We start from the raw sequence: 19,816 nt of genomic DNA, 5'->3' as shown, positions 1-19,816 counted from the left end.
AGGATCTTACACTTTTAATTTTGTTGAAAAGTAGTTGCTAGTACAGGAAATACTTTCGGTTATGTTTTTAGAGGAATTGCCTCAAATATGACGTAATCTATAAAAAAGTTTCATTTTATAAGTGTTTTTTTGCAATTCAAGAAAAAAATCTAGGAAATCCATCAAATGAAAGTAATTTAAAGTGTTTAGGTTTTTTTTTCAAATAACATGGAGTATAAAAGCAGCGGAAATAAGCCATATACTTTTAGTACTGTTCCTTTCTTTTACTTTTTCTTTCGCACGATTTAACTTGTGTTCTATTTCTTCTATCAGGTATAATATGGCTAAGTAGCTTAGTACGGGTATGCTTAGCAAAATTGGGAAAAATTATAATTTAATTAAATTTTCATATCATATCGAATAAGATATTTGATTTATATAATGAAAGAGAGGTGAAACCTGGTTTAAAAAATAAACAAGGACATGATATCGCATAACGGTAAGGACATTCGTCTTGGACGGTGAATATATGGTGGTTGTAGAGTTTCCCCTGGTGTCTCTGCAATTTTAGTGAAATCAGTGTTTGCAAGATTTTTAAACCAGGCAACAACATGAAGAGAAAAGAGAATGAGTCTGTTAAAGTATTTGCTCTTGGTGGAGTAGGTGAAATCGGGAAAAACATGTACTGTGTTGAAATTGATTCTGAAATCTTTATTGTGGATGCAGGGTTAATGTTCCCGGGAGATGAAATGTTTGGAATTGATATCGTTATTCCTGATATTACATATTTAGTGGAAAACCAAGAGCGAGTAAAGGGTTTATTTATTACTCACGGTCATGAAGATCATATTGGTGGTATTGTTTACGTACTTCGTAAATTATCTATTCCAGTGTATGCAACGAAATTAACAGTAGGACTTATACAAGAAAAACTTGGCGAAGCGGGTATGTTAGGTCGTGTAGACTTAAAAACAATCGATTCAAATTCAACAGTAGAGTTTAATACTACAACGGTGTCATTCTTTGGAACGACACATAGTATTCCAGATTCTGTTGGTGTTTGTTTCCATACATCAAAAGGTGCAATTGTATATACAGGAGACTTTAAATTCGATCAAACTCCAATTGGAAATAGTGGAGCAGACCTTGGGAAAATGGCTCAAATCGGAAATGAAGGCGTACTTTGCTTATTATCTGATAGTACAAACGCAGAGCGCCCAGGTTATACAGGTTCTGAAAAAGAAGTTGGTGTAGAAATTTCTAAAGTGTTCTACGGCGCAGAAGGTCGTATTATCGTTGCTTCATTTGCATCGAATGTACATCGTATTCAACAAGTATTTGATGCAGCTGCCGAAACAGGGCGAAAAGTAGCGGTAGTAGGACGTAGTATGGTGAAAGTAGTAGACATTGCAAGACGTCTTGGTTATTTAGATGTTCCAGAAGGTATGGTTATTTCATTACAAGAAGTAGACAACTTCCCAGAGAAAAAGGTAGCTATTTTAACGACAGGTAGTCAAGGTGAACCGATGGCTGCTCTATCTAGAATGGCAAAACAAGCACATAAACAAATTTCAATTCGTAAAGGTGATACTGTTATCATTGCTGCTTCGCCAATTCCGGGTAATGAAATATCTGTATCAAAAATTATTGATTTGTTATTTAGAGCTGGAGCTGAAGTTGTTTATTACGGCGAAAGAAAAGTTCATGTTTCAGGTCACGGTAGCCAAGAAGAATTAAAATTAATGTTAAATTTAATGAAACCGAAGTACTTTGTACCCGTACATGGTGAGTTCCGTATGCAAAAAGCACATGCGTATTTAGCTGAAGATGTAGGTATTACAAGAGAAAATATCTTTATCGTAGAAAAAGGCGACGTAATTGCTTTTGGTGACGATGAAGCGAACTTAGTCGGTAAAGTACAAGCTGGTAATGTTTTAATTGATGGATTAGGTGTAGGTGACGTTGGTAATATCGTTCTTCGAGATAGAAAGATGTTATCTCAAGATGGAATATTAGTAGTAGTTGTAACGCTTGGTAAAGATGAAAAGAAAATTATCTCTGGTCCAGAAATCATTTCACGTGGTTTCGTATATGTTCGTGAGTCAGAAGCGTTAATTGAACGATCTACAGAGATTGTACGTATGATTGTTGAGCAGTCAATTAAAGAATATTCGATTGAATGGTCAATGTTAAAACAAAATATTCGTGAATTATTAGGACAGTTCTTGTACGAAGAGACAAAGAGAAAACCTATGATTTTACCGATTATTATGGAAGTATAAAAAAGATCACCCTTATGGGTGATCTTTTTTTCTTTTTAACCCTATCGAATGAAATTTATAACTTAAGAAATAATAGTTATATACGAGTGAAAGGGGATGCGAAATGACAGAACGTGATCGATATACAAATGAAGAAAAAGAAACTGAGCCAAAAGAAGCTGGAAAAGAGGCTTCAATAGTAGAAAAAATTCAACAGCTTGGACAGACAAATGTACCACAGATGAATGAATCACGTATTCATTGTTTAACGATTATCGGACAAGTGGAAGGTCATGTTCAATTACCGCCGCAAAATAAAACAACAAAATACGAGCATATCATTCCGCAAATTGTTGCGATTGAACAAAATCCGAAAATTGAAGGTTTGCTTTTAATATTAAATACGGTTGGAGGTGACGTTGAAGCTGGACTAGCAATTTCAGAAATGGTAGCTTCACTTTCAAAACCAACAGTATCTCTAGTTTTAGGTGGGGGACATTCCATCGGTGTACCGATTGCTGTTTCTACTGACTATTCGTTTATTGCGGAAACTGCGACGATGACAATTCATCCAATTCGTTTAACAGGTCTTGTCATAGGTGTGCCGCAAACATTTGAGTATTTGGATAAGATGCAAGAAAGAGTTATTCGTTTTGTGACGAAGCACTCGAAAGTAACAGAGGATCGTTTTAAAGAGCTTATGTTTGCGAAAGGAAATTTAACGCGAGATATTGGGACGAATGTAATTGGTGGAGATGCAGTAAAGTACGGTCTTATAGATGATGTTGGTGGTATTGGAAATGCGATTCGAAAATTAAACGAATTAATAGATGTTCGCGCGGAAGGTAGTGCAGAAGGGACAATGTTACAATGATTTTATATACAATTATGCCAGAGCAACTTGTGTATCCGGCCGATTATTCACAATGTGAAAGTCAAAAAGTTGTAAATATAAATGGTGTGGAATTAATGGTTTCTGAAGAGGAACATGGGTGTTATTCTATTGTACGTGTGCTAAGTACGGACCCACTTCACTATTTAGAGTTTGAGCCCGGTCAGAAAATAACCTTTTAGCAAAAAGAAGGATTTTGTTTAGAAGCTATGGTATAATATAAAAAACAAGACGGTTGAGCAGCCATGAGTAGGCTGCTTTCTTCTGTTTATTTAGCATTTTACAAGAAGTGTAAAAATAGAAGATATAAAGACCTGAAAAATAGAGAAAACAGACATATAAATAGAGCATTTTTAGGGGAGCTTTACTTATATGTAGAACACGAGGTGAAGAAATGGCAAAACAAAAGCAAAGAGGGACGAAGGCAAAGGCAAGACGTACGATAAAGCCAACTTTGTATTATGAAATCGTCGGTTTAACTCTTTTTGCACTTTCAATCATTACGATTTTACAGCTAGGCGTTGTAGGGAAATCGTTTGTGTTATTTTTTCGCTTCTTCTTTGGTGAGTGGTACATAATTGGTGTGTTAGGTGTAATAGCTTTATCGGTTTCCTTTGTTATAAAACGCGGATGGCCGAACCTTTTAAATAAACGGTTAATTGGATTTTATTTAATTGTATTGGCAATATTAATGTTTAGTCATATTACATTATTTAACCTTCTTACAAAAGATGGAGCAGTGCAAAATACTTCTGTTATTGTGAGTACGAAAGATAACTTCTTTCTTGAAATGAAAAAAGGGCCAGATAGCGTTCATTTAGGCGGTGGTATGTTTGGTGCGCTTATGTTCGCGACATGTTACTTCCTATTCGACGAAGTAGGAGCCTATATCATTGGGATTATTTTAGTTATTCTCGGGGTACTCTGTATAACAAATAAACATATTGGAGAAGTGTTAGCTCCAGTTGGTAGAATTCTTAGAAGTCAATTTCAAGTGATGCAAGGGGATTATAAAGATTGGAGATCCAAAAGAACGGCTGAACAAACAGAAAAGAAAAAAACAACAAGAAGTACAAGAAGCAAACGTGCTGCAGAACAAGAAGAAGTGATTGAGCCGATGGAAGAAATCCAAATTGATCCGCCAATTATTTCAAATTTCACTGAGAATTATCCTGCAAATGAAGAAGAGGATAAACGAATCGAAGTAGAGCAAGAAGATTTGATCACTTCACCGTTTATTGAAGAGACTCCACCAATTGAAGAATCAAAGAAAAAGCGTGGAGAAAAAATCGTTGAATCGTTAGAGAGTGAAGCGCAAGCACCTCCTATGCAATTTTCAAATGTAGAAAATAAAGATTACAAGCTTCCTTCACTTGATATATTAAAATTTCCAAAGAATAAGCAAGTTACAAATGAAAATGCGGAAATTTATGAGAATGCTCGTAAATTAGAACGTACATTCCAAAGTTTCGGAGTGAAAGCGAAAGTAACAAAAGTGCATAGAGGTCCTGCAGTTACAAAATATGAAGTGTATCCTGATATGGGGGTAAAGGTAAGCAAAATTGTCAGTTTAAGTGATGATTTAGCCCTTGCATTAGCTGCAAAGGACATTCGTATTGAGGCGCCAATTCCCGGGAAATCAGCTGTAGGGATCGAAGTTCCGAACTCAGAAGTTTCGATGGTAACGCTGAGGGAAGTTCTTGATTCTAAGGCTAACAATCATCCGGAAGAGAAGTTGTTAATTGGTCTTGGCCGAGATATTACAGGTGAAGCTGTATTAGCCCGTTTAAATAAAATGCCCCATTTACTCGTAGCTGGTGCGACAGGGAGCGGGAAAAGTGTATGTATTAACGGTATTATTGTTAGTATTTTAATGCGTGCAAAACCACATGAAGTAAAATTAATGATGATTGACCCGAAAATGGTAGAGTTAAATGTATATAACGGTGTGCCTCATTTGTTAACACCAGTTGTAACTGATCCGAAAAAAGCATCGCAAGCATTGAAAAAAGTTGTGAGTGAGATGGAACGTCGTTATGAATTGTTTGCTCATAGTGGTACACGTAACATTGAAGGATACAACGATTATATAAAAGAGCATAATAGTCAATCAGAAGCGAAACAACCCGAATTACCGTATATTGTAGTAATTGTGGACGAGTTAGCAGATTTAATGATGGTTGCTTCGTCTGATGTAGAGGATGCGATTATGCGTCTAGCGCAAATGGCTCGTGCTGCTGGTATTCATTTAATTATTGCAACGCAACGTCCGTCAGTTGACGTTATTACGGGTGTTATTAAAGCGAATATTCCATCACGTATTGCATTCGCTGTATCTTCTCAAACAGATTCTCGTACAATTCTTGACGGTGGTGGTGCAGAGAAGCTACTAGGTCGTGGCGACATGCTGTTTATACCAATTGGTGCATCGAAACCTGTACGTGTACAAGGTGCATTTTTATCAGATGATGAAGTTGAGAGAGTTGTAGAATATGTTATTGGACAGCAAAAAGCACAATATCAAGAAGATATGATTCCGCAAGATGTTCCTGATACGAAGCAGGAAGTAGAAGATGAATTATATGATGAAGCGGTTCAACTTGTAGTGGAAATGCAAACAGCATCTGTTTCTATGCTACAACGTAGGTTTAGAGTAGGTTATACGCGAGCTGCTCGTCTAATTGATGCAATGGAAATGAATGGTGTAGTAGGTCCATATGAAGGTAGTAAACCGAGAGAAGTACTCATTAATGATGTACAAGAAAAAAGTTCTTAAAAAAAGCCTAATTGTTTTTACAATTAGGCTTTTTTATATAGTGTTTTTGTTATATACTATACTCAGCAATAAAGAAAGGGCTTACATTTAGAGGGTATCTTTAGAATACGAATACTTTGAGTATGTTTTATGTAAATGTTCGATATTTAATGTAGAAAAATGTTGGATTTTGTTGACACGTATGAGAGCAAGTGGTAAGATTACTTCGAAAAGAATCACTGCCTCATATAATCTTGGAGATAAGGTCCATAAGTTTCTACCTGGCAACCATGAATTGCTAGACTATGAGGGGAAAAGTGTGTAACAAAGGATGTAAAGGATCTTTGTGCCGAACTTTTTCTCGAAATGAGGAATGTTTATGGTGCAAAGTTTTTTTTATACAGTAAAGAGTGAAAATTTCATTTTAAAAAATTATTATTATTTATTCGACAATTGCGCTTATTTTTAGTGGTTAGTCATTTGTACTATGTTGTAAGTTGAAAAAAGAGAAAAGAAGTCTTACATCAGAGGTCGAATAATTGAAATGCGGGGGAGTCTTATGTCAGTAAAATCCGATAGTCGTCACCTATATTTACGGGTGATTGATCACATCAAAGAAAAAATTAAAGATGGGGCTTATAAAGAACGACAAAAGTTACCATCAGAGTTTGATTTAGCGAAAGAACTTGGCGTAAGTAGAGCGACTTTAAGGGAAGCGTTACGTATTTTAGAAGAAGAAAATGTTGTCATTCGTAGACATGGTGTAGGGACATTTGTAAATGCAAAGCCATTATTTTCTTCTGGAATAGAACAACTTTCTAGTATTACAGATATGATTTCTAGTGTGGGGAAAACACCAGGAACGATCTTTTTATCATCATCTACTACAACTTTAACAGAAGAGGAAAAAGAGAAGTTTAATAGTGAAGATGGTTTCAATGCAGTGATGATTGAACGCGTGCGTACAGCAGATGGGGAACCTGTTGTATATTGTATCGATAAACTTGCAAAAGAAATATTGCCAGATTTATCGGGTTACAATGAGGAGTCATTATTAACGGTGATACATAATAACACGCATAAGCGCATAACATATGCGGTTGCTCATATTGAGCCAATTGGCTATCACCCTAAAATCTCACCGATTTTAGAATGTGAGCCTGAAACAGCACTGCTTGTATTAAAACAAATGCACTATGATCAAAATGATGAGCCAATCTTATATTCTATCAATTACTTTAGAGCTGATAAGTTTAGCTTCCATGTATTAAGAAAGCGTATGTAGGTAAGTTCCTTTTTAGGGAGGTGACAGCAAGAAGTAAGGAACAGCAGCGAAAGAATAAAAAAATATATATCATTTTTGGAGGGGTTTCTAGTATGAAGAAAAAAGCAGGTCTTTTATTATCATTAACATTAGCAGCAAGTACAGTTTTAGGTGCATGTGGTAACTCGGATAAGGCAAGCAGTGACAAGAAAGACACGAAAGACTTCAAGGTCGGTATGGTAACGGATGTTGGGGGCGTTGATGACAAATCGTTCAACCAATCGTCTTGGGAAGGACTAAAAAAGTTTGGTAAAGATAACGGATTAAAGGAAAAGACAAATTATCGTTACCTACAGTCTGAAAAAGAAGCGGATTATATTCCAAACTTAAAGAAATTTTCAAAAGATAAGTATGATTTATCTTTCGGAATTGGTTATAAATTAGAAGGTGCAATTAAAGAAGTAGCAAAAGAATCTCCAAAACAACAATTTGCAATCGTTGATACTGTAGTAGATGCACCAAACGTAACGAGCATTACATTTAAAGATCATGAAGGATCATTCCTTGTAGGTGCGGTAGCAGCTATGTCAACAAAATCGAATAAAGTAGGATTTGTTGGTGGGATGAAGAGTGATTTAATTAGTAAATTCGAAAATGGATTTAAAGCGGGTGCAAAAGCAGTAAATCCAAACATTGAAATCGTATCTGAATATGCAGAAGCATTCGATAAACCTGAAAAAGGTACAGTTCTTGCATCAGCAATGTATGGTCAAGGCGTAGACGTAATTTATCATGCTGCTGGTGGTACAGGTAACGGTGTATTCACTGAAGCGAAAAACCGTAAGAAAAAAGGTGAAAATGTTTGGGTAATCGGTGTTGACCGTGATCAAAACCAAGAAGGTATGCCTGAAAACGTAACATTAACTTCAATGGTAAAACGTGTAGATATCGCTGTTGAAAAAGTAGCGCAAGAAGCGAAAGACGGTAAGTTAAAAGGCGGTAAAGTAGAAGCGTTTGGTTTAAAAGATGACGGTATTGGTATTTCAAAAACAACTGATAACGTGAAAAAAGTTAACCCTGAAATTTTAACAAAAGTAGAAGAATTTGAAAAGAAAATTACAGACGGTGAAATTAAAGTACCGGCTACAGATAAAGAGTATAAAGAATATGAAGCTTCTCTAAAAAAATAAATAGAGAAATAGCAAAGGTTAGTTCATAGAACTAACCTTTGTATGTATAAAACTTCCGAATTGCTTAATAAGTTAATAGTGTAATAGGGAATGTTCCCTGTTAAAAGGAGGAACACAATGGAATACGTAATTGAGATGAATAACATTACGAAAGTATTCCCAGGCATTGTAGCGAATGATGATATTACGCTGCAAGTAAAGCAGGGTGAGATACATGCTTTACTTGGAGAAAATGGTGCAGGGAAATCCACATTGATGAATGTACTATTTGGTTTGTACCAACCAGAACAAGGTGAAATTAAAATTAAAGGAAAGTCTGTAAATATTACCAATCCGAATGTGGCAAATGACCTTGGTATTGGAATGGTTCATCAGCACTTTATGCTTGTTCATAATTTTACAGTTACAGAGAATATTATTCTCGGAAATGAACCGAGGAAAAAAGGGAAAATTGCTGTTGAGGAAGCTGCTAAAGAAATTCAAAAACTGTCTGAACAATACGGTTTAGCTGTAGATCCATATGCGAAAATACAGGATATTTCAGTGGGTATGCAACAGCGTGTTGAGATTTTGAAAACTCTTTACCGCGGTGCAGAAATTTTAATATTTGATGAACCGACAGCTGTGTTAACACCACAAGAAATTCATGAGCTAATTCAAATTATGAAAAAGCTTGTGCAAGAAGGAAAATCTATTGTTCTTATTACACATAAGTTGAAAGAAATTATGGAAGTTTGCGATCGTTGTACGATTATTCGTAAAGGAAAAGGAATTGGAACTGTTGACGTTGCAAATACGGATGAAAATAAACTTGCAGAATTAATGGTCGGACGTCAAGTGAATTTTAAAACAGAAAAAATAGACGCGAAACCAAAAGAAGAGGTACTTTCAATTGCAAATCTTGTTGTTCACGATGCACGTCAACTACCTGCTGTAAAAGGCCTTGACTTAACTGTTCGTGCGGGGGAAATTGTTGGGATTGCAGGGATTGATGGAAATGGACAAAGTGAATTAATAGAAGCAATTACTGGTTTACGAAAAGTTGAGTCAGGTTCTATTGCAATTAAAGGGAAAGAAATAACAAATTGGCCTGTTAGAAGAATAACAGAAGAAGGAATTGGTCATATTCCAGAAGATCGTCATAAACACGGACTCGTCCTTGATTTTTCTGTTAGAGATAATATAGTTCTGCAAACGTACTATAAGAATCCGTTTTCAAAGAAAGGGATTTTAAATTTCAGCAAAATTACAGAAAAAGCAAAGGCTCTTATTGAACAGTTTGATGTACGTACACCTAGTGAGCAAACTTTAGCACGCGCTCTATCTGGGGGAAATCAACAAAAAGCAATTATTGCACGTGAAGTAGACCGTGATCCAGATTTATTAATCGCAGCACAGCCAACACGTGGTTTAGATGTAGGAGCAATTGAATTTATTCATAAGAGATTAATAGAGCAAAGGGATAAAGGGAAAGGTGTATTACTTTTATCACTAGAGTTAGATGAAATCTTAAATGTTAGCGATCGAATTGCTGTTATTTATGAAGGGAAAATTGTAGCAATAGTTGATGCGAAAGAAACGAATGAACAACAGCTTGGATTGTTAATGGCTGGAGGAACAAAGAAGGAGCAGGTGGGTACAAATGGCTAAAAAACTTTTAACAGAACGAACGATAAATATTTTAGTCCCAGTACTATCCGTTATTTTTGGCTTACTTGTCGGAGCGATTGTAATGTTAGTTAGTGGTTATGATCCAATTGTAGGTTATAGTGCACTTTGGACAGGGATGTTCGGTAGCGCAAGTGCGATTGGTGAAACGCTTCGTACAATGATACCGCTTATTCTTGCTGGTTTATCAGTGGCGTTTGCATTTCGTACAGGTTTATTTAATATCGGGGTAGAGGGTCAATTGCTAGTTGGTTGGCTTGCAGCGGTTTGGTTCGGTTATGCAGTTTCACTACCAGCTTTCCTTCATATTCCATTATCTATTTTATTCGCAGCATTGGTAGGAGGAATTTGGGGCTTCATTCCTGGATATTTAAAAGGAAAGTTTCAAGTTAATGAGGTTATTGTAACAATTATGATGAACTATATCGCATTATATGTAACATATGACATCATTAAGCGCTTTTTACATGAAGGTAATGATAAAACGTATGACATTAAAGAGAGTGCATCACTATCTTCAGACTGGCTTGCTAGCATTACTGATGGCTCGCGTCTTCACTGGGGAATTATTGTAGCAATATTAATCGCTATTTTAATGTGGTTCTTATTAGATCGAACAACTTTAGGCTACGAATTAAAGTCGGTAGGATTTAATCAGCATGCTTCTCAATATGCAGGTATGAAAGTTTCTCGTAATGTAGTATTCTCCATGACAATTGCTGGTGCATTTGCGGGGATTGGTGGAGCGATGGAAGGATTAGGAACATTCCAGAGTATGACCGCGATGTCTTCGTTTACAGGAGTAGGATTTGATGGGATTGCCGTAGCATTACTTGGAGGGAATAATCCGTTTGGTATAATCCTTTCAGCTTTATTATTTGGTGGTTTGAAAAGTGCTTCCCCTCAAATGAACTTTGAGGCAGATGTACCATCAGAGCTTATTAATGTAATTATTGCATGTATCATCTTCTTTGTTGCATGTAGTTATGTGTTAAGATGGGCGCTTACACGCATGAGCAAGGAGGGGAAATAAATGAGCTTTTTAGATATATTAGCCATTCTTGTGACGGGTACGTTATATACATCGGCACCTATCATTTTCACAGCACTAGGTGGAGTATTTAGTGAACGATCGGGTGTTGTAAATATCGGATTAGAAGGACTAATGCTATTTGGTGCATTTATTGGAGTTGTTACAAACTTATTAATGGGTGATACTTGGGGAACGATGACCCCGTGGATTGCGTTATTATTTGCGGCAATTGGTAGTGGATTATTTGCATTACTTCATGCGGTAGCTTCTATTACATTCCGAGCAGATCAAGTTGTAAGTGGTGTAGCAATTAACTTCTTATCCCTTGGTTTAACGGTATTTGCAATTAAGAAGATTTTTGATAAAGGGCAGACTGACTTTATTCAGTATCGTATTGAAAAGATTGATATTCCAGGCCTTTCGGATATTCCGGTTTTAGGGAAAATATTTTTCTCGAATGTACCAATAACGTCGTATATTGCCATTATTTTAGCATTCGTTGTTTGGTATGTTATTTATAAAACACCGTTCGGTCTTCGTCTACGTGCTGTTGGTGAACACCCAATGGCAGCGGATACGATGGGGATTAACGTATATAAAATGCGCTATATTGGAGTCTGTATTTCAGGAGTGTTTGCTGGAATTGGTGGAGCGATTTTTGCAATGTCAATTTCTAATAACTTCTCAGGGGCAACTATTACAGGACAAGGTTTCTTAGCTTTAGCTGCTATGATTTTTGGAAAGTGGAATCCACTAGGCGCACTAGGTGCAGCTCTATTCTTTGGTTTTGCGCAATCTCTTAGTGTAACGGGCGGAACAATTCCTGTATTAGATCAAATTCCAAGTGTTTTATTAACGATATTACCATATGTATTCACAATCTTAGCGCTTGTTGGTTTTGTAGGTCGTTCTGAAGCTCCGAAAGCATTAGGAACTCCTTATGAAAAAGGAAAACGATAAGTATTTTATAAGTATAAAAAAGCTCGCACATTAGTGTGGGCTTTTTTACATAGAATATATTTAATACGGAATTTTACTATGTTCCTTACATATTAAAGTTTTTAGAAAGAATCATATGTAAGCATAATAAGGGAGAAAAGTTGATTTTTTATTTCTAAAAACTGTATATTGAAGAGGAATATTCCTATATACGTAAAGGAGGGCTATAAATGAAACTAATGGAACAACAACTACATGAGTTAGGTGGTTTGCGCGTACATATTATTCCGACTGATAAATATAAAACGAATACCTTTGTATTTCGTTTTAAAGCGCCTTTAAATGAGGAGACGGTGACAGAGCGTGCCCTATTGCCATACGTATTGCAAAGTGCCACAGAAAAATTACCTTCTGTAATTCGTCTTCGTCAATATTTAGAAGAATTATACGGGTCTTCTTTAGCGGTAGATGTAAGTAAAAAAGGGGAAGACCATATTATCTCCATTTATGTAGACATTGCAAATGAAGTTTATTTACATGATGCACCACCGTTATTTGAAAAAGCGCTTTCTATGTTGTCTGATATTGTGTTACATCCAGCAACCGAGGGGAACGGTTTCCTATCTTCTATCGTAGAAAGTGAAAAAAGAGCACTGTTACAGAGAATTGAAGCTACTTATGATGATAAAATGCGTTATGCAAACGAGCGTTTAATTGAAGAAATGTGCAAAGTAGAACCGTATCGTTTAAGTGCAAATGGAAAAAAAGAGAGTGTTACGTCTATTACAAATGAAAGTCTGTATCAATATTATCAAAAGGTGTTAGCAGAAGATGAAATGGATCTATATATTATTGGTGATATTTCAGCAAACGCCGTTGATCTTGTAAGTAAGTATTTTTCTATTTCAGCTCGTCCAGTGAGAGAAAGAAATGTACTCCTTCATAGACGAAATAATGAAGAAAAAGAAGTTGTTGAAAAACAAGAATTAAAACAAAGTAAATTACACATCGGTTATCGTACATTTGTCACATATAAAGATGAAGATTATTTTGCATTGCAATTGTTCAATGGATTGTTTGGTGGTTTTTCTCATTCGAAGTTATTCGTAAATGTGCGTGAAAAAAATAGTTTAGCGTACTATGCAGCATCGCGCTTTGAAAGTCATAAAGGTTTATTATTTGTTATGTCAGGAATCGAAGCGAAAAATTATGAAAAAGCAGTTGAGATTATTAAAGAACAAATGCTTACGATGCAAAACGGAGAGTTTTCTGAAGAAGAAATACATCAAACAAAAAGTGTCATCCAAAATCAAATATTAGAGGCGATTGATACACCGCGTGGATTTGTAGAAATGCTATATCATGGTATTATTTCAGATCGTACACGTCCAGTTGAAGAATGGCTTACAGGTATAGAAAGTGTAACAAAAGAAGAAATTGTAAAAGTAGCTAAAAATATTGAACTAGATACAATTTACTTTTTACAAGGAACGGAGGGAGAGTAAATGGAAAAAATTGTTTATGAGCAATTAAAAGAAACACTCTATTATGAAAAACTTCCTAATGGATTAGATGTATATGTTTTACCGAAACAAGGATTTAATAAAACATTTGCGACGTTTACGACGAAATATGGTTCAGTAGATAATACATTTGTACCATTGGGGAAAGAAGAAATGATTCGTGTGCCTGATGGGATTGCACATTTTCTTGAGCATAAATTATTTGAAAAAGAAGATCACGATGCTTTCCAATTGTTTAGTAAACAAGGAGCATCGGCAAATGCTTTTACATCCTTCACACGAACAGCTTACCTTTTTTCATGTACTTCAAACGTAGAACAAAATTTAAATACATTGCTAAACTTCGTACAAGAGCCTTATTTCTCTGAAAAAACAGTTGAAAAAGAGAAGGGGATTATTGGGCAAGAAATTCAAATGTATCAAGATAACCCAGATTGGCGTTTGTACTTTGGGTTAATTGATAGCTTGTTTGTAAAACACCCAATTAAAATTGATATTGCAGGCACAATCGAATCTATTAGTAAAATTACGAAAGATTTATTATATGAATGTTATGAAACATTTTATCATCCGAGCAATATGTTATTATTTGTTGTGGGTGCAATTGATCCAGAGAAAACAATGGATTTAGTACGTGAAAATCAAGCGGAAAAAGATTATAAAAACCAGCCAGAAATTGTGCGTTCATTTGAAGAGGAACCAAATGAGGTAAATGAAAAGAAAAAAATTATTTCAATGCCTGTGCAAACACCGAAATGTTTAGTTGGTATTAAAGCGACTAATTTAAAAGAAAAGGGGCAAGCGCTTTTAAAACAAGAAATTGCGCTTACGTTACTCTTAGATTATTTATTTGGAAAAAGTTCTGTTCATTACGAAGCTTTATATAATGAAGGACTTATTGATGATTCATTCTCGTATGACTATACAGAAGAAAATAACTTCGGTTTTGCAATGGTTGGTGGTGATACGAAACAACCTGATGAATTGGCAGATCGTTTAAAAGATATTTTATTAAAAACAGATTATGATCAATTAGATGCGGCGGCATTAGAACGAGTGAAGAAAAAGAAAATTGGTGGTTTTTTACGCTCGTTGAATTCACCAGAATATATTGCAAATCAATTTACACGATATGCGTTTAATGAATCTAGTCTATTTGATGCATTGACTGTATTAGAAGGGCTAACCGTTCAAGACTTACAAGAAGTAGCAAAATTATTGTTATCAGAAGAAAAAATGAGTGTTTGTCAGGTGTTACCGAAAAAATAACATTTTAAAGATACCCTCATCTTATCATTGAAAAATTGTAAGATGAGGGTATTATTTAGTTGTGTGAAAATTGAACTTGTAGAGATAAGAGAGGGAATTTATGAAAAAGTATGCGTTAGTAACTGGAGGGAGCGGAGGGATTGGCTCTGCTATTTCGAAACAATTAATTCAAGATGGATATACAGTTTATGTTCATTACAATAACAGTGAAGGAAAGGTATTGGAATTGCAGAAAGCATGGGGAGAAGTTATCCCTGTTCAAGCGAATTTGGCTTCTAGTGATGGAGCAGAGCAATTGTGGGGACAAATTGAACACCCTATTGATGTTATTGTATACGCAGCTGGGAAGAGTATTTTTGGACTAGTAACAGATGTAACAAACGAAGAATTGGGTTATATGGTAGAACTTCAAGTGAAGAACGTATATAAATTACTTTCAATGGCACTTCCGCCTATGATCGGGAGGAGAAGTGGTAATATTGTAATTATTTCATCTATATGGGGACAAATAGGGGCTTCTTGTGAAGTGCTGTATTCAATGGTAAAAGGGGCGCAAAATTCATATGTGAAAGCTTTAGCGAAAGAAGTTTCTTTAAGTGGATTACGTGTGAATGCAGTAGCACCAGGAGCAATTGAAACGGAAATGTTAAGTGTTTTTTCTGAAGAAGATAAAATGGGAATTGCTGAAGATATACCATTAGGTAGAATAGGATTACCAGAAGAAGTAGCAAAAACAGTTTCATTCCTCGTATCACCAGGAGCATCATACATAACTGGACAAATCATCGGAGTGAATGGCGGTTGGCACTGCTAAAAATTTCTTACATAAAAAATGAACAGTTGCACAAATTAAGGATGATTTTATTACTCAATAGTGAGGTGCTTAATTATGTCAGTATTAGATAATTTTGATCAGTGGAAGAGCTTTTTAGGAGATCGTTTAGAGCAAGCGCAAGGAAAAGGTTTAGACGGCGGTGCGGTATCAGATATGGCATTTCGTGTTGGCGACTACCTTGCTAATGAAGTAGAAGGGCGCAATGACCAAGAGAAATTATTAGCTGAGCTTTGGAAAGTTGCTGATGAACAGGAGCAACATACAATTGCAAACTTAATGGTTAAGTTTGTACAACATAAGTAAAAGTAGAGAGGAGATTCTCCTCTCTACTTTTTTTGTATAATAATTACACAGGATAGATTATACATTTAGCTTCCCTATTAAGGTGAAATCATATAATATAGTACGTAGGTGTAAAGTAAGCAAGGGGAGTGATCTTGGATGATTGAATGGTATTTTGAATATGAAATACATAAAAACCGACCTGGCTTGCTTGGTGACGTTTCTTCGTTAATCGGTATGCTCGGCATTAATATTGTCACAATTAATGGTGTAGATAATGCACGACGTGGGTTACTTCTTATGTGTGATAATCAAGAGCAAATCTCTAGACTTGAATCAATTTTAAATACGATGGATAACATAACGGTAACGAAATATCGTCCGCCCAAGCTAAGAGATAAGCTAGCGGTTAGGCATGGTAGGTACATACAACGAGATGCAGATGATAAGAAAACATTTCGATTTGTGCGTGATGAATTAGGCTTACTTGTAGACTTTATGGCAGAAATTATGAAAAAAGAAGGCCATAAACTAATTGGGATACGCGGAATGCCTCGTGTCGGAAAAACAGAATCCATTGTTGCTGCAAGTGTTTGTGCAAATAAAAGGTGGTTATTTGTATCATCTACTCTTATTAAGCAAACTGTTCGTAGTCAATTAATTGAAGATGAGTATAGCGATGACAATATTTTCATCCTAGATGGAATTGTGTCAACGAAGCGTGCCAACGAAAGACATTGGCAGCTCGTTCGTGAAATTATGAGATTGCCTGCAACGAAAGTTGTGGAACATCCTGATGTATTTGTGAGTCAGTCAGAATACACATTGGATGATTTTGATTATATTATCGAGTTGCGTAACGATTATGATGAAGAAATTCAATATAATTTAGTAGATGAAATTGAGCAAGGTACGCAAAATAATTTCTCTATGTTTGACTTTTAAAGAAATATTGAGGTGTTAGTAGTGACGGAATTGGGACAAAAGCTGAAAGAAGCAAGAGAAGCGAAAGGCTTGTCTATTGATCAGCTGCATGAAATTACAAAAATTCAAAAACGCCATCTAGTGGCAATTGAAGAAGGCAATTATGATGTATTGCCAGGAGCTTTTTATGCGCGTGCATTCATTAAACAATACGCAGATGCTGTTGGATTAAATGGAGAGGAACTGCTTGTAGAACATCAGAGTACGATACCACAATCTGAAAGGCGTGAAGTTCCACAAGTATCAACGGGACAAAAAACACAAGAAACAATGCAAAAATCTTCATCATGGCCAGTTGCAGATCACATGCCGAAAATCTTAGTTGCGCTGTTAGTAATCGCGGTTGGAGTCGTAATCTGGTTTGTGTTTCAAGCGTTAACTGGAAAAGATGATGAAAAAGTTCCGAGTGCTCAAAGTGAGAAAATTGAAGTTCAAAAAGCGAAAGATTCTCCGTTAGATACGAAGAAAGCGGAAGAGCCAAAGAAAGAAGAGCCAAAGAAAGAAGAGCCAAAGAAAGAAGAACCAAAGAAAGAGGAGCAGCCAGCACCACCAACTGGACAGCAAGAAGTGAAAGTAGTTGGAACAACTGGTAAGGTATCTACTTTGGAAATTCATAATAATAAAACGTTAGAATTGGAAATTTCAGCGAAGGGTGCAAGTTATGTAGATGTTAAGGATGATGCGGGTAATGAAATTCTAAACACTACAGTACAAAGCGGTCAAACAGAGAAACGCGATGTATCAACATTAAAAGAAGTACGACTTAATATTGGAAGTGCACCGAATGTTGAAATTAAACTGAATGGCCAAGTGCTTGCTTTCCCGTTAGATCCACAAAAAGAATATCACCAAAGATTGGTGATTAAAAACCAAGGGATAGAGCAACCTGCACAATAACAGTCATCGCTTCGATGACTTTTTTTTCGATGAACAAATGTTTTTGATATGATGGAGGAATAGCTGTGAATTTACCAAATAAAATTACAATATCTAGAATCTTCTTAATTCCAATTTTTATGGTAATTATGTTAGCGCCCTTTGATTGGGGTTCATACAAAATTGGTGATGTTGATTTGCCAATTCAACATTTAGTAGGGGCACTTATCTTTATCATTGCTTCAGCTACAGATTGGATTGATGGACATTACGCAAGAAAGTATAATCTTGTAACGAATTTAGGAAAGTTTCTTGACCCATTAGCTGATAAATTACTTGTTTCAGCAGCACTTATTACATTGGTAGAGATGCAATATGTACCGGCTTGGATTGTTATTGTAATTATCAGTCGTGAGTTTGCTGTAACAGGTTTACGTCTTGTACTTGCTGGAACAGGGGAAGTAGTTGCGGCAAATCAGCTAGGGAAAATTAAGACATGGACACAAATTATTGCGATTGCAGCATATTTATTACACGATGTACCTTTAAATTTAATCCATATTCCAGTTGCTGATATCTTCATATGGATTGCATTAATCTTTACTGTTATTTCAGGATGGGATTATTTCTGGAAAAATAGAGCTGCTTTTGTAAACTCAAAATAGAAGTTTATGGGGGAATTAGGATGAATGCTGAGATTATTGCGGTTGGAACTGAATTATTACTTGGACAAATTGCAAATACAAATGCCCAGTTTTTATCTGAAAAGTTAGCTTCAATTGGAATTAACGTGTACTATCATACTGTTGTTGGTGATAATAATAAGCGACTGCAAAAGGCGATTGAAGCTGCGGAAGAACGTGCTGATATACTTATTTTTACAGGTGGATTAGGACCGACAAAAGATGATTTAACGAAAGAAACGATAGCGGCTAGTTTAGATGAAGCGCTTGTGTATGATGAAAAGGCATTAGCCTTAATAAGTAATTACTTTAAGCGTACAGGCCGTGAATTTACGGAGAATAATAAAAAGCAAGCGCTCGTCTTAAATGGAGCAACAGTATTTGCAAATGACCACGGTATGGCGCCTGGTATGGGGGTAAATAAGAACGGAAAAGTTTATATTTTATTACCAGGGCCGCCAAAAGAAATGAAACCAATGTATGTAAGTTACGTGGAGCCTTTTTTACGTAATTTTACAACAGGAGAAAACATTTATTCCCGTGTGCTTCGTTTCTTCGGTATCGGGGAGTCCCAATTAGAGGTGAAAGTTCAAGATTTAATTGATGGACAAACAAACCCAACAATCGCCCCGCTAGCAAATGATGGAGAAGTGACATTACGTTTAACCGCTAAGCATCAAAATGTTAGCGAAGCGGAGAAACTAATTCAACATGTGGAAGATTTGATTTTAGAAAGGGTAGGAGAATTTTTCTACGGATATGACCAAGAATTTTTGCATTATAAGGCAATCGAGTTATTGAAGAGAAAAGGGTTAACTTTAGCATGTGCAGAAAGTTTAACAGGTGGTCTTTTTGGAAATCAAGTAACTGAAAATGCTGGTGTTTCTTCTGTATTTAAAGGCGGTGTCATTTGTTATCATAATGATGTGAAGCAACATGTATTGCGTGTGCCTGAAGAAGTGTTGCATACTGATGGTGCAGTTAGTAAAGAATGTGCTCGTTATCTTGCTGAAAATGTTAAGGATTTATTAAAAGCGGATATCGGAATTAGTTTCACTGGGGTAGCAGGGCCAGATGCTTCAGAACAGAAAGAGCCAGGAACAGTATTTGTTGGATTGGCGATTAAAGGTGAACAAACTGCAGTTTTTCCTCTTAATTTAAGTGGAAGTCGTCAACAAATTAGAGAACGCTCGACAAAATATGGATTTTATCATTTATATAAAAAGCTAGAAGAGATATAAGTTTCTTCTAGCTTTTTTTATAGTTAAATTACGTATTTATGTAATGGAAAATAAAAAAATCGAATAAATGTTCGATTTTTGTTGGCAAATTGAATTGAAAATAGGTATAATAAGATTAGCAATTCAGTTAAGGAGGAATTTT

Annotated in this window: 17 protein-coding genes and 1 riboswitch; all 17 genes read left to right on the top strand. The window is 35.8% G+C overall.

The window, feature by feature from the left end:
- The first annotated feature begins 590 nt into the window (after positions 1-590).
- Positions 591-2,261: a ribonuclease J gene (locus AC0ONG_RS17495; RefSeq protein ID WP_000823089.1), complete on the top strand. Its 1,671-nt coding sequence runs from the start codon at positions 591-593 to the stop codon at positions 2,259-2,261.
- Positions 2,262-2,364: 103 nt separating this feature from the next.
- Complete coding sequence (gene tepA / locus AC0ONG_RS17490; protein WP_000139825.1) at positions 2,365-3,114, top strand: translocation-enhancing protein TepA; 750 nt, start codon at positions 2,365-2,367, stop codon at positions 3,112-3,114.
- Positions 3,111-3,314: a YlzJ-like family protein gene (locus AC0ONG_RS17485; protein ID WP_000605020.1), complete on the top strand. Its 204-nt coding sequence runs from the start codon at positions 3,111-3,113 to the stop codon at positions 3,312-3,314. Before tepA ends, AC0ONG_RS17485 begins: the two co-directional genes overlap by 4 nt.
- A 212-nt stretch (positions 3,315-3,526) precedes the next feature.
- A complete protein-coding gene (locus AC0ONG_RS17480; protein ID WP_001118793.1) occupies positions 3,527-5,908 on the top strand; it encodes a DNA translocase FtsK in 2,382 nt (793 codons plus the stop codon).
- 203 nt (positions 5,909-6,111) lie between these two features.
- Positions 6,112-6,213, top strand: a riboswitch (purine riboswitch).
- A 233-nt stretch (positions 6,214-6,446) separates the two neighbouring features.
- Positions 6,447-7,172, top strand: coding sequence for a GntR family transcriptional regulator (locus AC0ONG_RS17475; RefSeq protein WP_000114182.1), 726 nt, complete (start codon positions 6,447-6,449; stop codon positions 7,170-7,172).
- A 92-nt stretch (positions 7,173-7,264) separates the two neighbouring features.
- Positions 7,265-8,341 (top strand): BMP family lipoprotein, encoded by a 1,077-nt coding sequence (locus AC0ONG_RS17470; RefSeq protein ID WP_000725767.1) that lies wholly within the window; start codon positions 7,265-7,267, stop codon positions 8,339-8,341.
- A gap of 117 nt (positions 8,342-8,458) precedes the next feature.
- Complete coding sequence (locus tag AC0ONG_RS17465; protein ID WP_000456928.1) at positions 8,459-9,991, top strand: ABC transporter ATP-binding protein; 1,533 nt, start codon at positions 8,459-8,461, stop codon at positions 9,989-9,991.
- A complete protein-coding gene (locus AC0ONG_RS17460; RefSeq protein ID WP_001085255.1) occupies positions 9,984-11,042 on the top strand; it encodes an ABC transporter permease in 1,059 nt (352 codons plus the stop codon). Before AC0ONG_RS17465 ends, AC0ONG_RS17460 begins: the two co-directional genes overlap by 8 nt.
- Positions 11,043-12,002 carry an ABC transporter permease gene (locus AC0ONG_RS17455; protein WP_000008857.1) on the top strand — a complete coding sequence of 320 codons (960 nt, stop codon included), beginning with the start codon at positions 11,043-11,045 and terminating at the stop codon, positions 12,000-12,002.
- Between the two features lie 209 nt (positions 12,003-12,211).
- Positions 12,212-13,486, top strand: a complete 1,275-nt coding sequence (gene yfmF, locus AC0ONG_RS17450; protein WP_000772419.1) for an EF-P 5-aminopentanol modification-associated protein YfmF — start codon at positions 12,212-12,214, stop codon at positions 13,484-13,486.
- Entirely contained in the window at positions 13,487-14,773 is a 1,287-nt protein-coding gene (gene yfmH, locus AC0ONG_RS17445; RefSeq protein ID WP_000411972.1) for an EF-P 5-aminopentanol modification-associated protein YfmH, read from the top strand.
- 100 nt (positions 14,774-14,873) lie between these two features.
- Positions 14,874-15,587, top strand: coding sequence for an elongation factor P 5-aminopentanone reductase (gene ymfI / locus AC0ONG_RS17440; protein WP_000759625.1), 714 nt, complete (start codon positions 14,874-14,876; stop codon positions 15,585-15,587).
- A 75-nt stretch (positions 15,588-15,662) separates the two neighbouring features.
- On the top strand, positions 15,663-15,911 hold the full coding sequence (locus tag AC0ONG_RS17435; protein WP_000114444.1) for a DUF3243 domain-containing protein: 249 nt from the start codon (positions 15,663-15,665) through the stop codon (positions 15,909-15,911).
- Positions 15,912-16,049: 138 nt separating this feature from the next.
- Positions 16,050-16,835, top strand: a complete 786-nt coding sequence (locus AC0ONG_RS17430; RefSeq protein WP_000574107.1) for a DUF3388 domain-containing protein — start codon at positions 16,050-16,052, stop codon at positions 16,833-16,835.
- A gap of 21 nt (positions 16,836-16,856) precedes the next feature.
- A complete protein-coding gene (locus AC0ONG_RS17425; RefSeq protein WP_000137466.1) occupies positions 16,857-17,771 on the top strand; it encodes a helix-turn-helix domain-containing protein in 915 nt (304 codons plus the stop codon).
- 65 nt (positions 17,772-17,836) lie between these two features.
- Positions 17,837-18,415: a CDP-diacylglycerol--glycerol-3-phosphate 3-phosphatidyltransferase gene (pgsA, locus tag AC0ONG_RS17420; protein WP_001052967.1), complete on the top strand. Its 579-nt coding sequence runs from the start codon at positions 17,837-17,839 to the stop codon at positions 18,413-18,415.
- Positions 18,416-18,435: 20 nt separating this feature from the next.
- A complete protein-coding gene (locus AC0ONG_RS17415) occupies positions 18,436-19,674 on the top strand; it encodes a competence/damage-inducible protein A (RefSeq protein ID WP_000990684.1) in 1,239 nt (412 codons plus the stop codon).
- Positions 19,675-19,816: the final 142 nt, after the last annotated feature.

The sequence above is a fragment of the Bacillus sp. TCT6 genome, assembly GCF_056033845.1.
This window is presented reverse-complemented; position numbering and strand designations above follow the sequence as displayed.